Below are 19,776 nucleotides of genomic sequence, written 5' to 3'. Positions count from 1 at the left end.
TCAAGCATACTTTTTTCATCAATTAAGTATGCTTTTACACACGAACGTGAGGTAGTGTATGAACTCAGACAACCGCCGCCAAATCTTTCCCAAGCTTTCTACATTAGCATTTGTGCTTTGGGGGACATTTTGCTTCACCGGACAGGCTTCCAGCAGTGAATCTCTCAGCTATAAAATCGTCGATACAGGCCAATCGGTTTGTTCAGACGAGTCGACTCAGCTTTCAACCTGCCCGCTTCAAGGGGAGTATGGTTTCGGGCAAGACGCCCAATATCAAGGATACGCGCCAAGTTACACCGCAAATAACGATGGGACGGTAAGTGATAACGTCACCGGCCTAATGTGGGCAGCATCGATTGACACCAACCGTGATGGAAAAGTAACTGCAGCCGATAAAATGAGTTACGACCAAGCAGTCAGCTACATCGCTAACCTAAACACGGCAGGATTTTCTGACTGGCGACTACCTACAATCAAAGAGCTCTATTCGCTGATCCTCTTTGACGGAGAGGATCCTAGCGGCATCAATGGTCCTGATTCTTATTCTATTCGACCTTTCATCGACCATCGCTACTTTGGTTTCGAGTCTGGCGATATGGCATCGGGTGAACGTCTTATTGATGCTCAATATTTGAGTAGTACTCAATATGTCTCTAAGACAATGGGCAAAGATGACACCGTATTTGGCGTGAATTTTATTGATGGACGCATCAAAGGTTACGGAATGCAGAGCCCCCGTGGAGGAGACAAAACCTTCTATATCCTGGCTGTTCGGGGGAACTCTGATTACGGTGTAAACCAATTTGTCGCTAATTCAAACGGCACAGTACACGATGAAGCGACAGGTTTGATATGGCAAACAGCCGACAGCGTAACGAGCTTAGATTGGAATGGTGCATTAGAGTACTGTGAGAATCTCGATTTAGCGGGTCGCCAAGATTGGCGTCTACCTAACGTGAAAGAGCTTCAATCCATTGTTGATTCCTCACGTTCACCGGCAACGAGCAATAGCCCGTCCTTAGATCCAATATTCAATGCTAGTCAAATTACCAATGAAGGTGGTGAACTTGACTACCCGAACTACTGGAGCAGCACAACTCACATGAATCTAAAGAACGCCAAGAACGCGAGTTACGTCGCCTTTGGTCGTTCCATGGGTTACATGCGTGACAACTGGGTGGACGTACACGGTGCTGGTGCTCAAAGAAGTGACCCTAAGGTGGATAATGGTCAAAGCTATCCACAAGGTCACGGGCCTCAGGGTGATGCGGTAAGGTTTGAAAACCACGTTCGATGCGTCAGTGACAATAATACAAGGTTCGTCGAACAGCCAGAGACAACTGAACGTCCAACGAAAACCTATACCCTGTCTAACTCAGACCTAACTGACTCTAAACCAGCAGGCAAAGTGGAGGGCAAGGGAAAATCGCAGCGTCGTAGTGGGGACCCGTTTGCCGACATGGACACCAATGGTGACAACAAGTTATCTCGTAGCGAAGTCCGCGGTCCCCTAGCTAGAGACTTCGATAAACTCGACAAAAACAAGGATGGCTTCATAACTCGAGATGAACTGCCTAAGAGATAAGTGGAATTCTCTACTTTATTTAGCAATCACTCGCATTATTAACTATAGTTTAACTTATCAGCATCGCGATCATTCTAAACAAGCGGACGGGATAGTTTACAGCACCATCCCGTTCAATTTTAACCCACCCTATTGACATCGTATTTATCTATATATTCTTTGCCATAATCGGGTAATAATCCGATATAAACATGCACTTTCTCACCTTCCAGGCTGGTAGCTAGCACTAATCGTCCGAAATTATATTCACTTAACAATCGCCTAAATGAAAATGCACTCATGCTAAAAATGAAAGCAACTCCAGAATCTTAATCTATAATATGCAAGTGAGTGATTAGTAAAAAACAGAAAATGGCGCCACCTAGTCAAGCATTTATAGAAACATCATCAAACAATGTTTAAAAAATCAGCAGTTGACAACAATTTGAATACAAAAGTCAGAAAAAAACACTTTTAACACTTCCAACTGCAACCATAAACTGTTTTACTTGTCACGGATAAAGCGCCTCTACAACTTTTAGAAAGTGTATATAAATAAATACACACAACGTTTCGGCGCCAAAGTTACGGACAAACACAACAGATTATTTGGAGTTATCGTGGCAACGAGCAACACAAACGCAGCACCCCGCGACAATTGGGGTTCGAAGCTTGGCTTCGTAATGGCCGCAGCAGGTTCTGCTGTAGGTCTTGGTAATATTTGGAAATTCCCTTACACAGCAGGTGAAAATGGCGGTGGTGCATTCATCGTTATTTATCTTGCATTCGTAATTTTCATTGGCTTCAGCGTAATGCTGACTGAGTTTGCGGTAGGTCGTAAGACTGGTCGCAGTGCAGTTGGTGCGTTTAAATCGACTGACGGTCGTTGGACATTCGTAGGTGTTATCGGCGTATTGAGTGGTCTACTTATTATGGGTTTCTACCCTGTTGTAGGTGGTTGGGCTCTAGCATACGTGCAGAAAGTATCTACAGGTCTTCTAAGTAACCCAGAAGCTATTGGTGATAGCTTTGGCGGTTTCATCACTAACCCTATCCAGCCACTAATGTGGATGGGTGTTTACTTGCTGATGAACATCATCATCGTTAGCCGCGGTATTTCTGGCGGTATCGAGAAAGCGGGTAAAGTCCTGATGCCAATCCTATTCCTGATTCTTATCATCGTTTCAGTAAAAGGTTTGTCTCTACCAGGCGCAATGGCGGGTGTGGAATTCCTATTTAGCCCAGACTTCTCGAAAGTAGACAGCGGCGTCGTGCTAGCGGCACTAGGTCAAGCGTTCTTCTCTCTAAGTCTTGGTATGGGCTGTATGATCACATACGGTAGCTACCTGAAGAAGAAAGAGAACCTCGTTCAAACGACTGGTATGGTTACGGCAATGGATACAGGTGTCGCTATTCTTGCTGGTATCGCAATGTTCCCTGCCATGTTCGCACTTGGCATGGAGCCAGCAGCGGGTCCTGGTCTAGTATTCGTCGTTGTTCCTCAGCTGTTTGCTGAAATGGGCGGCGTTGGCCTTATCTTCGCACTACTGTTCTTCGTTGGTCTAACGGTTGCAGCACTGACTTCTTCGGTATCTCTACTAGAAGTAGTTGTGTCTTACCTAATCGACGAGAAAGGCATGAAGCGTACTACGGCTGTACTATCTGCAGCAGCGGTAATGGCAGTTCTTTGTATCTTTGCTTCTCTATCTCTAGGTGGCGTTGGTCCTACTCTGTTTGACACTGGCGCATTCGATATCTTCGACCTACTAACTGATAAGATCTTCCTAGCAGTTGGTGGTATGTTGGTGTGTATCTTCGCTGGTTGGAGACTAAGCCGTGAAGAGCTAGAGAAAGAAATCACTAACGACGGTGAAGTGAAGTTCCCACTGTTCGGTCTGTGGTACAACCTAGTTAAGTTTGTTATCCCTGTAGCAGTTGCAATCGTAGCGTTTGCAGGTATCTCAAGCGGCTTCGATAGCGGTAAAGGCCCAATCATGCTGATGGGTATCGGTATCATCGCTCTGACTGGTCTTCTATCTAAGAAGCTATAATCTAAACAACGATTACTTGAAGCCCTCGTTTAATACGAGGGCTTTTTTTATCTTTTCAATACTCCCCTCCCCAATATTTCTATGCATCTATTCGGTCCACCTATGAGGACCTATTTTGTCTCTAAGACTTAAAATACGTACTCTTGACCTGAGCGCAAAGAAAGCAAAATCAGCCTACCTTTTGCGTTGAATTTTCGCTTGTGCATTCTTATTAAAGGCCTCTTGCCAATAGGGTGAGTTTCTCGGTGACAGCTCGTTCAAACCATGGGGGACTCATTTACCTTGCGGGGGTAATTGGCGGGCATGTTACTCATGGTTTTCATTCAGTTCCAATACGTAAAGTCGTCGCGATTGGAGCTGAGTTACGTCATCGAGAAAGTGGTGAGAGGCCTTTAAAAGAACTCGAAGACAGTTTGATTTTGCAAAGCAGCTAGACCGACGATCAACTGGCTGTTTTGCAAATGGCTCTAGCAAGTCTTTTTCTCAGCACGAGATTATAGCTTCATCCCTATAGTGCTAGAGCTATTTACAGAGCGTTTCTAAGTGGAACTAGAAGCCCTCTGCCCGGTGCTCAAAGTGATTGGGTTTGGTAAGTGTATTAGGGGTATTCTTACCTAGCAGTAACCACGCTTTGAGCATCACTTTATCTGTGAGACAGGTAACAAGCACAACTTTATACATTCTTAATTGCAATTTGCATTTTCAGCCTGAGTCCGCTCAGGCTTTTTTTTACATGCAGATTGTATCTGTACCTCGACCTATTCGTATTTCAACCCCAACCTATTCGTATTTTCGAGCGTCTCCTATTTTGTCTGACTTGACAGCGATAGATAACATACCTCACGCAGTCATTGGTCTGGCCATCTCTGCCCAATAAAAGGAGTTGTTGGCTCGTATCACCTTATTCAATCCGATTTGAATCAAACTGAGGACATTGGTCATACGAGACAAATCGATGCTTTAATTATCTTGTCAGTACGGCCATACGGACAAAGACGTCAAAGCATCTCTTCCAATTTAAGAGGTAATCGACATGAGTAATGGAGCAAACAAAACACTGGACGAGCAAAAGATGACCATCAAAGACTTAGTTAACACGCCTTTGAAAAAGGCCGCGTTGCTGGTGTTCATTCTAACGAATATAGGAATGGTTGCTGTACCAGCGGCACTTGCCGCTTATGGTGGAGCATTAGGTTGGAGTGCTGGCGAAGTCGCCTCAGCATCTGGCATCGGTTTTGCCGTCAATGAAGTGGTTCTTATTGCATCGGCACTATTACTGGGTAAACCGATCGTCGCGCTGGTTAAGTCCAAGATCAAGAATCGCTTTGGCAAGAAAAAATAACAGATTTTCTATCATTTAAATGGGGCTTCGGCCCTTTTTTTGTGCCTATTTTAAGCTGCGATCTAGGGTCTTGGAAAATTATTGCAACCTCAAGTATTAGCCCTCGTAAAGAACTCCTATTTTGTGATTATCTTGTAGAAGCTTGATACTAGCTGCACGCCCACAGTTGGACACGGGTCATTGTTTTAATCAAGGATGCGACCAAATAGGTAATCAATATGACTGACATTAAAATTGCAGAAGCTCAAGTAAACGCACAAATCGATACAACCTACAACGAGGACTGCGATCCAGCAAAGACCTACGAGCGTATGGCATCGCCGGATATGGCGTTTTATGACGCTGTTAGAGCAACGAAAGAAGATAATACTCGACAACATGTCTACGATGATACCTTAGAAGCTCATACTGGCAATGCGTTCTTCGTCAAAGCAGGTCAAGTAATTCGATTCGAGCAGCGCCCAAGTCTGCACAATGGTCGTACACAAATAATCGACGTACAAATGATAACCCCAGACCTAGAACAATGGGCGGATCACCTCAACACCTCAGCATTAGAGGGCTTGAACTTAAGAGTAAACTCTGGCGTCTGGTCTCAGCGTCATAAGATGGAAAAAATGGCTACACTCGTTGAAGATGAGTTCCCATATGAAAAACTCGAAGAAGGGTTTACGCATATCTTCTACGCTGCGCACTGTAATGCTGATTGGCTCACGATGCTTTATGGTGAGGAAGGCAACGTAAACTCATGCAACGAGAACTTCCTTCATGGGTTCCTGCGTGTACCAGCGATTGCTAACATCGAAGATGACGAAAGACGCAGAGAGGTGGCTGTTTTTCATGCGAACCGAAACGACGTCAATATCTTCCAGCCCAACCGATTTACCCAAATGGACGGAGATATCACGCGCTGCGTGTTAGCACCAGCGCCAGCCGTTGACGACGGAGTTGGTGTGGAATTCTATGCTGAGAAGGATCAATACTTCGTCGTATCAAATTGTCCTTATGCGGATCAGCAACTGCCGTTTCCCGAGGCTCGACCGAATCCTGTCTACGTATCGGTATTCGACACTGGCATTAAACCAGAACACCCTGGGATGAACAACCAAGGCTGGGAAAAGCAGGTTTGGGATAGAATCATGTCAAAAGACACCAGCGCAAAGTAATTTAATTTCAGCCACTTAGCCCCTTTTCATAAGGGGCTTTTTCTGTCATTGAAAACTGTATTTGATACTTTTCTCTGAACTAACCCCACCTACCCGATTACTCGAAAGAACATATCTACTTATCCTATTAGCGCGCAGAGTTTATATCGCTTCAGTGTTAGACGCCCTTAATAAATTTCAGTACTATAAATCCCGCATGAAATGTTCATATTGATTACCTCGAAGATGTGAATTCTTGCCTCAATCGGAACAGGCGGCCACCTGTTCCGATTACTCTCTTCAACTAACCACTTCACTATCATCACAAATAGAGCAACCATCGGGCACAAAAAAGCCCAACACTTTCGAGCTGGGCTCATATTTCTATCTTGCTTTACTTACTACTTTATTTCACCGAATCGTTCTAAGTAAAGGATCGTCGCAGCAGTACGCGAAGGCACTTGCAGCTTTCTTAACAAGCTCTTCATGTGCACTTTAACTGTCGATTCAGAGATAAACAGTCGGTCGGCAATTTGCTTGTTTCGAAAGCCTTTCGCTACTTCTTGTAAGATCTGCATCTCACGTTCAGTGAGTGTGGTGAACACATCTGTCGCGTTGGCTCTTTCGTGCAAGTACGTTTTAATCGCTCCGCTGAACGCCTTGTTGCCTGAGGAAAGTCCGAGAAGCAAATCAACGATTTCATCAGGCTCAGTGTCCTTGAGCAGATAACCGTCCGCACCAGCCTTAACAAGTGCATCGATATCAGCAGGGATATCAGACACGGTTAGAATCACTATGTGACCTTGGAAATCATCCTCTCGAAGCGCTTTAAGCGTGTCTAAACCAGACATTCCTTTCATGTTGAGGTCAAGAAGCACCAAATCTGGCTCGGTTTCTTTTGCCAATGCTACGGCGTCTGACCCATTACTCGCTTCCGCCACGATCTCGAAATCGTCTTCAAAGCTGAGTAACTGTCCTATACCACGCCTCATTAAAGGGTGGTCATCGACTAACATGACTTTACATTCGCTCACTTAGTGGCTCCTTAGTTCTTTGGAACGTGAATTGCACTTCGCAACCTTGATTCTCTGCTGAGGTAATTGAGAACTCAGCATTCAATCGTGTGGCACGTTCTTTCATAATACTCATGCCATAGTGGTCTAACTTTTCAATAGTTTGGTCAAACCCTACGCCATCATCACTAATTTTAACAGTTACAACAGCGTTGTCTTCCTCAATGCAGGAAACTTGTATAAAGGAAGCTTTGGCGTGCTTAATCGCATTAAGCACAGCTTCTCGGATCAATTGTAGAATATGGACTTGTTCGTTAGCCCCTAACTCAAGGGACGACATCTGATTGTCCAATTTTATTGTAGCGCTCGTCTGCCCATCGAGTTGGTTCAGCATCTCAGTGAGTGCTTCCCCAAACGTTCCCTCTTTTATCGACAACCTGAACGTCGTTAATAACTCACGGAGCTGAATATACGCATTATCTAAGCCTTCGCGAATATCATCTAGTACTCCTTGAGATCGGCTTCCCTCAAGAGTATCTATTTCCTTATTAAGCGAGCGATTGAGTAGTGTAACCTGTATCTTCAAATAAGACAGTGATTGTGCGAGAGAATCGTGAAGTTCACGAGCGATCGTCGCCCTCTCTTCCATCAAAATTAACTGCTCGGTTTGACGTTGGGTTTTGTTGTAATAGACCGCTCGAGACAAGATCTGCACAAAGTTATCAATGAGCTTTTCATCTGGACACGGTAACTCTATTTGATATCTAAGCTCGCCTAGAACTTCGCCGTCAAGCTGCAGTTGCTTTATACGCTCAGAATTACCATTGAACTTCCCTTCACTAGCAACCCAAGGCGACCCTTCAACTTCTGTCACTTGAAGTTCGACCGCGGTAATTCCTTCAACACTATGGATGTAGCTGAGTATGGCTCTGAAATTTTCATGTGAGATTCGTGTCGCGGTCAGCTCTTGTGAGGATTGGTATAGCACCTGAAGTGACTGATTCGCGTGTTGGAGCTTATGCGTTTTTTCATTCACTGCTCCTTCTAGCCCTCGATAGAGCTTACCGAGGTCCTCAGCCATATTCTTGAAGGCTTTGCCTAAGATCCCAAGCTCATTATCTGAGTTAACATCCACCTTTACGTCAAACGATCGATTTTGAATCTGTTCACTTGCAGAGATAAGCTGTCCTAACGGCCTAACAATTTGTTTGCGTACAAAAAGCACCACATAAACGGCCACGATTAATATTCCACCTAAACCAAGACCACCAGCCCAAGCTAATCGAATAAGTTTATTTTCTGAATGTTCTTGGAGTTTAAGAACAAAATGGTCGATTCGGTCTACAAAGTCCGCTACCAAAATTAGATATTGCTCGCGTTCTTCGCTAATTAGCACTTCCTTAAGTTCGTGCCAACGAATAATGAGTTGGTAGTAATCATTGGTAATTTCTTCCGGCACATCCCAAGACTGCAACGCTTTCATTGAAGGGGAATAAAGAGAACGTTCAAATTGCTCCACATGAAGAAAATAGAGCGGCGAGTTAACCTGCATATCATGCGCTAAACGATAGCTCTGCATACGCATAGAGCCCGAAACATTAACCGCTTCGGCGTCATTCAAACTAGACGCAAGTGTCAAAATAGCGAAATTGGTGGTCAATACGGATAGCAAAAGTATGAAAATCATAGCTTTAGCTATTGTGCCCGTTACAGATTTAGTCGGTTTTCTCATGATCCATTCATCTCGTCAAGGTTTCAGACTTGTCCAACTTCAACCTCTCTCTTGGTGGCTACACTATCCTTCTCTATTGTCGGTAATTTATTGATCCAAAACAAGGTTGCACCTTAATTACCTCCTTGGAGGTATTTATACAAATGTGTCCAAAACTACAATTTATATGACTATAAATTAAGGATTGTTAACAGAAAAGATGCGCTAAACTCTCAGTAACGCATTTTTTATCGGTGTGATGAATGGTAGATATCGCAAAGCGTCGCTTTTTTACGAGAAAAAAAATAGACACATCGCAAGTCAAACTCCCTTGGGTTAACAATTTACAACAGTTTACAGACTTATGTACTCGTTGCGGCAAATGTGAAGAAGTTTGCGAAACGAGAATTATTCAAAAAGGGGATGGCGGATACCCCTCGGTCGACTTCACAATTGACGAATGTACGTTTTGTTACAAGTGTGCAGAAATCTGCCCAGAGCCTATATTTAATAGTGCTGACACCGAACCATGGAGCGCAAAAGCCGGAATCTCCGACACCTGCTTGGCAAACAACAATGTTGAATGCCGAAGCTGTGGTGATAGTTGTGAAACGATGGCGATTACCTTCAAGCTGCGCGCGGGTGGTGTTGCGTTACCTCAATTGGAGCTAGCGGACTGCAATGGATGTGGAGCATGTGTCTCTACTTGCCCTACTTCCTCTATCTCAGTGAGCAATGTTTAAAATCAGAATTAAAAATAACAAAGAGAAGACCGTTTAATGTCACTAAACGAAGTGCATATCTCAAGTTTGGTAGTTAACTGCAAGGCTGAACACCTTGCGGAAGTGAAAAGCGAAATCGAGAAGTTCGATAACGCGGAAATTTATGGGGACAGTGAGGAAGGCAAGATTGTTGTCGTCCTTGAAACCGAGAACCAAGGTTTCGTCACTGACACTATCGACGCTATCAACAACTTACCTAATGTCCTCACCTGTGCTTTGGTTTTTCACCAAATCGAGTCCGGGTTAGACGACGATGAAAACAACACTGGAAGTAACCATTCCCAATTAGAGGGTGAAGTATGAAAATGACAAGACGTGCGTTCGTGAAAGCGAACGCAGCGGCATCAGCGGCAGCTGTAGCGGGTATTACCCTTCCTGCATCAGCGACCAACCTGATTGCTAGCTCCGACCAAACAAAAATTACCTGGGATAAAGCACCTTGTCGTTTCTGTGGTACAGGCTGTTCTGTACTAGTAGGGACGCAAAACGGTAAAGTTGTTGCGACCCAGGGTGACCCAGAAGCACCAGTAAACAAAGGTCTAAACTGTATCAAGGGTTACTTCCTGTCTAAAGTTATGTACGGTAACGACCGTCTAACTCAGCCTCTTCTTCGCATGAAAGATGGTAAGTTTGACAAAGATGGTGAGTTCACACCTATCTCTTGGGACGAGGCTTTCGACATCATGGCTGAGAAATGGAAAGCATCTCTCAAAGCTAAAGGGCCAACAAGTATCGGTATGTTTGGCTCGGGCCAGTGGACCGTTATGGAAGGTTACGCTGCTGCGAAAATGATGAAAGCTGGCTTCCGTTCAAACAACATCGACCCGAACGCACGTCACTGTATGGCGTCAGCGGTAGTTGGTTTCATGCGTGCCTTTGGTATCGATGAGCCGATGGGTTGTTACGATGACTTCGAGAACGCTGATGCATTCGTGCTTTGGGGTTCTAACATGGCAGAGATGCACCCAGTATTATGGACTCGTATTACTGACCGTCGTCTAAGTCACCCACATGTTCGCGTTAACGTTCTATCTACGTACTACCATCGTTCATTCGAGCTTGCAGATCACGGTTACATCTTTAATCCTCAGTCTGACCTTGCAATCGCAAACTTCATCGCTAATTACATCATTGAGAACGATGCCGTTAACTGGGACTTCGTGAACAAACACACGAACTTCAAGCAAGCTGACACCGATATCGGTTACGGTTTACGCGACGACGACCCACTGCAAAAAGCCGCAGCTAACCCTAACTCTGGCAATATGAGCGATATCTCGTTCGAAGAGTACAAAAAGTCTGTTGCGCCTTACACGGTAGAAAAAGCTTCTGAAATTTCAGGTGTAGAGAAAGAAAAACTGATTGAGCTTGCTAAGCAATACGCGGATCCGAACACCAAAGTGATGTCTCTTTGGACTATGGGTATGAACCAACATACTCGTGGCGTATGGATGAATGGCTTGGTTTACAACATCCACCTACTGACCGGTAAGATTGCAACTCCGGGTAACAGCCCATTCTCATTGACAGGTCAGCCATCAGCATGTGGTACTGCTCGTGAGGTAGGTACTTTTGCTCACCGTCTACCTGCAGACATGGTTGTAGCGAACCCTAAACACCGTGCAATCGCCGAGAAAGAATGGAAACTGCCTGAAGGTACCATTCCACCAAAACCTGGTTTCCACGCAGTTCTGCAAGACCGTATGTTGAAAGACGGCGTACTCAACTGCTACTGGGTGCAATGTAACAACAACATGCAAGCTGGTCCTAACATCAACGAAGAGCGTCTACCTGGTTACCGTAACCCAGAGAACTTTATCGTTGTTTCAGACCCATACCCAACTGCAACAGCACAAGCTGCTGACCTTGTTCTGCCAACCGCTATGTGGATCGAAAAAGAAGGGGCTTACGGTAACGCTGAGCGTCGTACCCAAGCTTGGTATCAACAAGTTGAAACCGTGGGCGAAGCGAAGTCTGACTTATGGCAAGTTATGGAGTTCTCTAAGCGCTTCAAGATGGAAGACGTTTGGCCAGAAGAGCTTCTAGCGAAAGCACCAGAATACCGCGGTAAAACCATGTACGACATGCTGTTCAAGAACGGCCAAGTCGACAAGTACCCTATCGAAGAAGCACGCGAACTGAACGATGACGCACACCACTTCGGTTACTACGTTCAAAAAGGCCTTTTCGAAGAGTACGCAGCGTTTGGTCGCGGTCATGGTCATGACTTAGCACCATACGACGTTTACCACCAAGTGCGTGGTCTACGCTGGCCAGTTGTTGATGGCAAAGAAACGCTTTGGCGCTACAAAGAAGGCTCAGATCCATATGCGAAAGCAGGCTCTGGCTGGGACTTCTACGGCAAGCCAGACGGCAAAGCTTGGATCATTTCAGCACCATATGAAGCGCCACCAGAAGTGCCAGACGAAGAATTTGACTTGTGGTTATGTACAGGCCGTGTTCTTGAGCACTGGCATACAGGTACCATGACTCGTCGTGTTCCTGAGCTGTATAAAGCTGTCCCTGATGCGGTATGTTACATGCACCCAGAAGATGCCAAGGCTCGCGGTGTACGTCGCGGTGAAGAAATTCTCATGGCAAACAAACGTGGTGAAGTACGTGTACGTGTTGAAACACGTGGTCGTAACCGTCCACCTAAAGGTTTGGTATTCGTACCATTCTTCGATGCTCGTATCCTAATCAACAAGTTGATTCTCGATGCGACTGATCCTCTGTCCAAACAGACAGACTTCAAGAAGTGCCCTGTTAAGATCACCAAATTGGCTTAACAGAGAACGAATGAGCGAAACGGCTGCTCCTTCAGGAGTAGCCATCGAAGAATTAGCCTAAAGGCGGAGAAACAAAAATGAAAAAATTGATTGTTGCTATTCTCTCTGTTGGTGCACTTATCGCCGGCGTAGCACAAGCAGAATTGAATAACCCGGGTGGAACTGGTGGTCTAGATTCACTTCGTGGGAGTACAAACCTTGAAGACACCCGTCCTGCGGATGACTTCAAACACACACCTAAAGACCAACTGGTAGAGAGTTCATATGTGTATCAGCCTCCACTGATCCCTCACCAAATCCGTAACTATGAAGTATCGCTTAACGCGAACAAGTGCTTGGCATGTCATAGCTGGAAAAATGCGAAAGAAGCAGGTGCAACCAAAATCAGTGTGACTCACTACATGAACCGTGAAGATGCTGTGTTGGCTGATATGTCTCCTCGTCGCTACTTCTGTCTTCAGTGCCACGTACCTCAAGTTGACGCTCAACCATTGGTTGGCAACGACTTCGAGCGCGTTGATTCATTGCGTACTGAATAGCCAATTGAAGTAGAGAGAGGCTATCTATGAAAATTCTAAAAGCGTTTTGGAAACGTCTTAAGTCACCAAGTAAAGTCGCGGCAGGTGTTGTCCTGTTCCTAGGCTTCTCTGGAGGACTTTTGTTTTGGGGTGCGTTTAACACGGGTATGGAAATGACCAACACCGAGGAGTTTTGCTCGGGCTGTCATGCTCCTATCGTAGCGGAAATCCAGGAAACCATTCACTGGTCAAACCGTTCAGGTGTTCGTGCTATCTGTTCTGATTGTCACGTTCCACATAATTGGACGGATAAAATCATTCGTAAGGTTCAAGCATCGAAAGAACTATTCGCTCACTATGTACTCGACACCATCGGTACAGAAGAGAAGTTCCAAGCTCGTCGTGGACACCTAGCAGAACGCGAATGGGCTCGATTGAAAGCTAACGATTCATTGGAATGCCGAAACTGTCATGAGTTCGACTTTATGGACTTCTCTGAGCAGGGGCAACGAAGCGTTCAACAACACTCAACTGCCCTAGCATCGGGTGAGAAAACTTGTGTAGACTGCCACAAAGGTATCGCACACCGCCTACCTGATATGGAAGGCGTGGAAGGCTGGCAATAAAGGAGCACTAAATGAGTACACTAGAGTCGGTTATTTGGCACGTTCTTGGCTATGCAGCTATGCCTGTCATTATCCTTTCTGGTTTTGCCGGTGTAGCAGCGGTATCACTTTGGCTACTATCACTAGGTAAAGATAAAGAAGTGTAAGTTATTTCTGATAACTGAAAGGCCTCGCAGCGTTGCGAGGCCTTTTTTTGTCTAACGTAAAGTTTCTCGTCTATAGTTAAAATTCAATAAGCTCAATAAATTAACGAATAAATGAGCGTTAGATTTTGCTTGCTGCTATAGGACGAAGTCCCCACCTATGGAAACGAAAAAACGAACAATAAGGAAGTTGTCGATTCGACGTGTCGTCGCGCTTTTGATTACATTAGCGATTACGATAATGGCATTGATATCTGCGGCTGTTATCTACTCATTAACCAAAGAGCGTGAGATCGAGAGTACTCTGGAAACCTATCAACTTGTCTCTTCTGTGGTTTCTAATCGACTTGAACAATTCGATAGAGTGGGCCAACAAGCTGCCTATCAGCTTGGTTATTTACTCAACTCGACCCCAAAAGGAAAAACGCCAGCCGAGCTTATTGACTTGTTTGGGGCGGCATTTGTGGGTAACGAGTTTCTTCACAGCATCTATATTGGCTATGACAATGATGATTTCCTGCAACTTTTCAATGTGAAACCAGAGTACATCGCGAAGCAACTGTCCTTACTCGATGATGAAGCTTGGATGGTTGTCGCTCATGTCACTGTCGATGGTGAGCGGTTAAAAAGGACGAGATATTTCCTAAGTGATTTGACGTTGAGTCGTGAAACGGTAGAAGTCAGTCACTATTATCCCACTCAACGTAACTGGTATTCGCAAGCTCAAACCAACGCAAATACTGTACATAAAACGGCGCCTTACCTTTTTCACAATTTGCGTGTTCCAGGGCAAACGTATTCCATCAGACTCCCAGACCGCGATGCAGTAATTGGTGTCGATATTTCTTTGGCTTCACTTGGCGGCCGGTTTGAAGACAGTTTAGATCAAATCGACCTGCTTCAAGAGTCAAATGTCTCCGTGGTTGAATCAAATGGCAAAATGATCGCAGCCAGCACATACGACTCTAAAAGCCGAGGTTTACCGCAAGTGACAGCAATGCCACTCACGGATGAAGAGATTACGCTGATTGTTGACTCCCCCCCCCTACAACTTTCTAATCAATCGGACTGGGAGCCCTTAGACTTTACGATAGCAGGTGAACCATACGGTTTAACCGCCGATCTCTTTACGCTCATTTCTGATGCAACAGGACTTCAGTTCCAGTTTGTGAATGGCAGAACTTGGGGGGAACTCGTCGAAGACTTCCGACTTGGAAAAGTCGACATTTTGCAGTCTGTGGCAGAGGGAAGTGACCTCGCAAACGAGCAGTTGGAGGGAGACACGCTCTACACTGTCGATTACGCACTCGCTACACGCACCGATGAAGCAAAAATATCGAGCTTAGATAATATTGGGGAAAGATATATAGGTGCAATTGCTGGTTGGAGCATCATGGACGCGATACAAGAGGCTTATCCAGACCTCACCATTTATTACTATGATTCCTACGAAGAGGCATTCAAAGATCTCACCTCACAGCGTATCTCAGCTGTATTGGATATCGCCGAAGTATTACAAACTAAAGTCGACCGCATCAAACACGAAGGTATATCGCTGCAGGTTTTAGAGCCACATCGCCTATTGCCTAATCGCTTTACCTATCTAGCAAAAAAAGACCTAGAGCCCTATGTTGCTCTCATCAATAAAAGCCTTACACACTTAGAGGAAATCGGAGTGGTAGCACGGCTTAAAGCTAAATGGTTCGAAACGTCCAGCGAGAGCTACGGTCACTTCGCAAACCAAGCTATCCTCGATAAACTCTCACAGCCAAAGTACTTTGGCACCATTAGTCAGGCCACGATAGAGGGTATTCCACACTTCATTTATCTTGATAAAGTAAGCAGTGAACCAAACGAATATTTGATAATCTCTATCCCAACACAGAATATCCTTGAAAAAGCTTATCACTACGTTGCCGTAAACGTCATGTGGATACTAGGCACACTGTTCATCGTGCTCCCTATAGCTTGGTTTGCAAGTACGCCGCTCTCCACACCTATCAAACGCCTAGTAATAGAGACGAAAAAGATAAAGCACAGGCGATACAACAAAGTCACCATTCATAAAAGCTCGATTTCAGAGTTAAACGAACTTTCCACATCTATCTACGATATGGCTCAGTCACTTGAACAGTTCCAGCGCTCTCAAGATGAGTTTATTGAGTCGATCATCCAATTGGTCGCAAAAACCATCGATGATAAATCTCCTTATACAGGAGCGCACTGTTTGCGCGTGCCAGAACTCGCTCTCATGTTGGTTCAAGCAGCTGAACAGGATAAATCTAAGGCGTTTAGAGCGTTCCGATTTGAAAATGAAGATCAGCGCCGAGAGTTCAGAATCGCCGCTTGGCTACACGACTGCGGAAAAATCACAACACCTGAGTACGTGGTTGATAAAGGCACCAAACTAGAGACGAATTACAACCGGATTAATGAGGTCCGAATGCGTTTTGAGGTATTGTGGCGCGACGCAGAAATCGAGGTGTTAAAGCAGCAGCTTAATGAACCCGAGAACATTGGGCCACTCATGGCTCAACTCGACGTTCGTAAAAAAGAGCTAATGGCTCAATTTGATTTTGTCGCAAAAACCAACGTTGGCGGCGAGTTCTTAAGTGATGAAGACAAGCAAAAACTGAGCGGCATTGGTGGCCAGACTTGGGTAAGGCACTTTGATGACCGATTAGGGTTATCCCCTGTTGAAGAGCTTCGCATGCCTAAAGAGCGACCTACATTGCCGACCACTGAAACATTGCTCAGTGACAAAGTCCAGCATGTCATCAAACGTACCACTGAAGTCACGTTCCCACCTGAGTTAGGGATCAAAGTCGATGTCCCCGAGCATCAATATAATCTGGGCGAGCTGCACAACTTATCGATTTCTCGTGGTACGCTCACACCCGAAGAGCGTTACAAGATCAATGAACACATGATCACTGGGATTAAGATGCTCAACAGCATTCCTTTCCCAGACTACCTTCAAAATGTCCCTCGTATTGCTACTACGCACCACGAGACAATGAAAGGCACCGGTTATCCAAGAAAGCTTAAAGGAGAGGAACTCTCTATCCCTGAGCGCGTTCTCGCTGTCGCCGATATATTTGAAGCATTAACCGCTGGAGATCGACCATACAAGAAAGCAAAGACGATAAGCCAGTCATTGAACATTCTTCATAAAATGGCGCTAGATGAGCACGTGGATATAGAGGTATTCCGATTGTTTATTCGCAGTAAAATCTATCTGCAATATGCCGAGCGATTTCTATCTGAAGAGCAAATCGATGAAGTAGATGAAAGCCAATACCTCTAATTGAGGTATTGGCCAATTGAGCGTTAAGGGGCGGTGTCTATCTCGACTGGAAGATAGTGTTTTCCTTCTAAGTGCAACCACTCAGGGATCACTGTACCCATCGAAATGGATGACCACGTACCTGAGAAGATACCGATAAACATTGCCGTTGCAAACCCTTGCAATGCATCACCTCCCAGTAACCAAAGCGCTCCGACCGTTATCAATGTCGTGCCCGATGTCACCATGGTCCTAGCAAATGTCGCAATGACAGCTTGGTCACTGACGTCAGCCGTTTTCTCGTTTGGCTTAAGTTTTAGAATCTCACGAATGCGGTCCGCAATAATGATCGAGTCATTTAGAGAGTAACCCAAAATCGCCAATATCGCCGCAAACACGGTCAGGTTAAACTCCATTTGCGTTAAAGCAAAAAAGCCCAACACCAAAACGACATCATGAAGTAACGCAGCCAGTGCACCACTAGCCAAACGCCATTCAAAACGAAAGCTTAGATAACCTAAAATACACAGCAAACATACCAGTAACGCTAGACCGCCTTGGTCATAAAGCTCTTGGCCCACCTGCGCTCCTACTATGCTGTCACTTACGATGGTTGAGCTTGGATAAGCATCGGCTAGAGCTTGTTTAAATGCGTTGTGCTTCTCCGCACCTTGATCGGCCGAATAACGAATCGTCCAACGTCCCTCTTCTCCAGACTTAGTTACAGAGATGCCCTCACCCAGTACTGGCGTTAATGTATCTCGCAGTTCACTTTGTGTAGTCGCGCTGGAAAGCTGTACTTCCGAAACAACACCGCCAGTAAAATCTAGGCCAAAGTTCAATCCTCGCATAGCAACTGCCGCGACGGACAGCACCACTAATGCAATTGATAACACGTTGGTTAAATAACGAATACGTCGAATATTAGTCTTAAAGAAATCTTTCACGCTTAAACCCTCACCTCACGACGAGTGTCGCGCCCCCAAATTAAGTTAATGATTGCGCGGGATGCAAAGATCCCTGTAAACATGCTGGTTAGCAGACCAAGCCCTAGTGTTAGTGCAAAACCCTGAATAGGGCCATTACCGATGGCATAGAGAATCACGGCCGTGATCATGGTCGTGATGTTGGCATCAAGAATAGTGGCAACAGCCGAATTGAATCCTTGATCAATGGCTTGTGCAAAACTTCTACCTTCAGCAAGCTTATCTCGGATGCGTTCAAAAATGAGCACGTTGGTATCCACTGCCATGCCCACTGTTAATACCAAACCGGCAATGCCAGGGAGCGTCAATACCGCTCCTGGTACAAGAGCAATAAGCCCTAATAGACATGACATGTTTAGTATCAAAGCTACGTTAGCAACCCAACCTAAACGGCGATACCAAAGCGCCATGAACGTGAGAGTAAGACCTAAACCTAGCGCCAGTGCAGCAAAGCCATTTTGAATGTTCTCAGCACCTAGAGAAGCGCCAATAGTGCGTTCTTCAACAATAGTGACAGGTGCGGTTAATGAACCTGCACGCAGCAACAATGCCAACTGCTGCGCCTCTTCGAGATCACCAGAGCCTGTAATTCGGAACTGACTACCCAGCTGAGATTGTATCGTTGCGACACTAATGACCTTCTCGTTACGCTCAGTTTCGCCGCGCGCATTAACACCATATTCTCGATACACTGTCGCCATCGGTTTACCAATATGAGTCGCCGAGAAGTCGCTCATCTTCTTACCACCAGCATGGTCGAGAGAAATATCCACTTCAGGGCGATGCATTTGGTCAAAACCAACGCGAGCATTGACGATGTGTTCACCGGTCAGCACAGGCTTCTTCACAAGCGTGACCAATTTTCCTTGGTCATCTTTGATTTTTAGTGTTGAGATAGGATTTGATGATGTGCTCACTTCATGAAACGCAAGACTTGCCGTCGCACCAATGACGCGTTTGGCCAACGATGGATCTTGAACACCCGGCAGTTCAATTCGGATACCTGTACTGCCTTGACGCTGCACCAATGCCTCGGTAATACCCAGCTCTTCAATGCGCTGACGCATGATTTTAAGGTTTTGCTGCATGGTCAACGTTTCAAATTCTGTGTACGACTGCGCTCGCATTGAAATGGAAAGCGCGTCACCCTTGCCTTTTGCCTGCCATTCAGGGTAATTTGCATTGATGAACTTACGAACGGCAATCTCTCTCCCTTTTTCGTTAGATGTCACGAGAATGCCCGTGTGCTGGTCGGCTCTAACAGTGACACCAAAAACTCGTTCTTTACGTAGCTCAGTTTTAATTTCATCAATAACAGCATCACGCTGCTCTGAGACCGCCTGATCAACATCGACATTGAGTAAGAATTGCACCCCTCCACGCAAGTCAAGACCAAGCTTTATTGGCGTAAAGCCCATCGACTGCAACCACTGAGGGGCCACGGAGGTATAGGAATAAGACATGGTGTCATCTTTACCAACCCACTCACCCAGTACGTTTCGAGCCTTGGTTTGGTCAACTTCATTGTCAAAGACGAGCTGAGCCACGTTGTTTTCAAGCTTAATAGACTTAGAATCTACACCCTGCCCTTCAAGTAGAGAGCTAAGTTTAAATGGGCTATTTAAGTGCTCGTTGGTTTGACTCAATTTGATTTCAATAGCAGGTTTCTCGCCAAACCATGAAGGCATAGCACTCAGTGCCAACATGACACAAGTAACGATTAAAACCAGATACTTCCAAGTGGAATAATGGTTTAGCACTGCTCTAGATTGTTTTTTTGTACGCATAATGTTTCCTCAGTCTCAAGAGACTGAAAATAA

Annotated in this window: 15 protein-coding genes; 11 read left to right on the top strand and 4 right to left on the bottom strand. The window is 45.3% G+C overall.

The window, feature by feature from the left end; all coding sequences use genetic code 11:
• The first annotated feature begins 58 nt into the window (after nt 1-58).
• The 4 genes from J4N45_RS21590 to J4N45_RS21575 all read left to right on the top strand — a co-directional run bounded on the left by J4N45_RS21590 (nt 59) and on the right by J4N45_RS21575 (nt 6,123).
• A complete protein-coding gene (locus tag J4N45_RS21590) occupies nt 59-1,585 on the top strand; it encodes an Lcl domain-containing protein (RefSeq protein WP_252016886.1) in 1,527 nt (508 codons plus the stop codon).
• Nucleotides 1,586-2,184: 599 nt separating this feature from the next.
• On the top strand, nt 2,185-3,615 hold the full coding sequence (locus J4N45_RS21585; protein ID WP_042471239.1) for a sodium-dependent transporter: 1,431 nt from the start codon (nt 2,185-2,187) through the stop codon (nt 3,613-3,615).
• Nucleotides 3,616-4,648: 1,033 nt separating this feature from the next.
• The gene (locus J4N45_RS21580; protein WP_252016884.1) at nt 4,649-4,957 is read left to right on the top strand and encodes a hypothetical protein; all 309 of its coding nucleotides are present in this window, start codon (nt 4,649-4,651) and stop codon (nt 4,955-4,957) included.
• A gap of 218 nt (nt 4,958-5,175) precedes the next feature.
• A complete protein-coding gene (locus J4N45_RS21575; protein WP_252016882.1) occupies nt 5,176-6,123 on the top strand; it encodes a DUF1989 domain-containing protein in 948 nt (315 codons plus the stop codon).
• A 380-nt stretch (nt 6,124-6,503) separates the two neighbouring features.
• Here the strand turns inward: J4N45_RS21575 and J4N45_RS21570 are convergent, their stop codons facing one another.
• Both J4N45_RS21570 and narQ read right to left on the bottom strand, forming a co-directional pair.
• Entirely contained in the window at nt 6,504-7,136 is a 633-nt protein-coding gene (locus J4N45_RS21570; RefSeq protein WP_128650294.1) for a response regulator, read from the bottom strand.
• Entirely contained in the window at nt 7,123-8,850 is a 1,728-nt protein-coding gene (narQ, locus tag J4N45_RS21565) for a nitrate/nitrite two-component system sensor histidine kinase NarQ (RefSeq protein WP_394150510.1), read from the bottom strand. The genes J4N45_RS21570 and narQ overlap by 14 nt, the downstream gene beginning before the upstream one ends.
• A gap of 239 nt (nt 8,851-9,089) precedes the next feature.
• Between narQ and napF the strand changes: the two genes are divergently transcribed.
• From napF to J4N45_RS21530, 7 genes are all read left to right on the top strand, one after another.
• Nucleotides 9,090-9,569, top strand: coding sequence for a ferredoxin-type protein NapF (gene napF, locus J4N45_RS21560; protein ID WP_234496981.1), 480 nt, complete (start codon nt 9,090-9,092; stop codon nt 9,567-9,569).
• 36 nt (nt 9,570-9,605) lie between these two features.
• Nucleotides 9,606-9,911 (top strand): chaperone NapD, encoded by a 306-nt coding sequence (locus J4N45_RS21555; RefSeq protein ID WP_042471229.1) that lies wholly within the window; start codon nt 9,606-9,608, stop codon nt 9,909-9,911.
• Nucleotides 9,908-12,397 carry a periplasmic nitrate reductase subunit alpha gene (napA, locus tag J4N45_RS21550; protein WP_252016878.1) on the top strand — a complete coding sequence of 830 codons (2,490 nt, stop codon included), beginning with the start codon at nt 9,908-9,910 and terminating at the stop codon, nt 12,395-12,397. The genes J4N45_RS21555 and napA overlap by 4 nt, the downstream gene beginning before the upstream one ends.
• 77 nt (nt 12,398-12,474) lie before the next feature.
• The gene (locus J4N45_RS21545) at nt 12,475-12,936 is read left to right on the top strand and encodes a nitrate reductase cytochrome c-type subunit (RefSeq protein WP_042495465.1); all 462 of its coding nucleotides are present in this window, start codon (nt 12,475-12,477) and stop codon (nt 12,934-12,936) included.
• 26 nt (nt 12,937-12,962) lie between these two features.
• Nucleotides 12,963-13,541, top strand: coding sequence for a NapC/NirT family cytochrome c (locus tag J4N45_RS21540; protein ID WP_234496983.1), 579 nt, complete (start codon nt 12,963-12,965; stop codon nt 13,539-13,541).
• An 11-nt stretch (nt 13,542-13,552) separates the two neighbouring features.
• Nucleotides 13,553-13,687, top strand: coding sequence for a TIGR02808 family protein (locus J4N45_RS21535; protein ID WP_081935794.1), 135 nt, complete (start codon nt 13,553-13,555; stop codon nt 13,685-13,687).
• Between the two features lie 157 nt (nt 13,688-13,844).
• Nucleotides 13,845-16,991 (top strand): HD domain-containing phosphohydrolase, encoded by a 3,147-nt coding sequence (locus J4N45_RS21530; protein ID WP_252016876.1) that lies wholly within the window; start codon nt 13,845-13,847, stop codon nt 16,989-16,991.
• Nucleotides 16,992-17,014: 23 nt separating this feature from the next.
• On the opposite strand, the gene secF is transcribed toward J4N45_RS21530, so the two are convergent.
• Nucleotides 17,015-17,845, bottom strand: a complete 831-nt coding sequence (gene secF / locus J4N45_RS21525; RefSeq protein WP_503058229.1) for a protein translocase subunit SecF — start codon at nt 17,843-17,845, stop codon at nt 17,015-17,017.
• A gap of 74 nt (nt 17,846-17,919) precedes the next feature.
• Nucleotides 17,920-19,746, bottom strand: coding sequence for a protein translocase subunit SecD (gene secD, locus J4N45_RS21520; protein WP_252017216.1), 1,827 nt, complete (start codon nt 19,744-19,746; stop codon nt 17,920-17,922).
• Nucleotides 19,747-19,776: the final 30 nt, after the last annotated feature.

Source organism: Vibrio sp. SCSIO 43140 (genome assembly GCF_023716585.1).
GTDB lineage: Bacteria > Pseudomonadota > Gammaproteobacteria > Enterobacterales > Vibrionaceae > Vibrio > Vibrio maritimus_B.
Note: the sequence above shows the minus strand (reverse complement) of the source record. Positions and strands in the feature narration are given on the sequence as shown.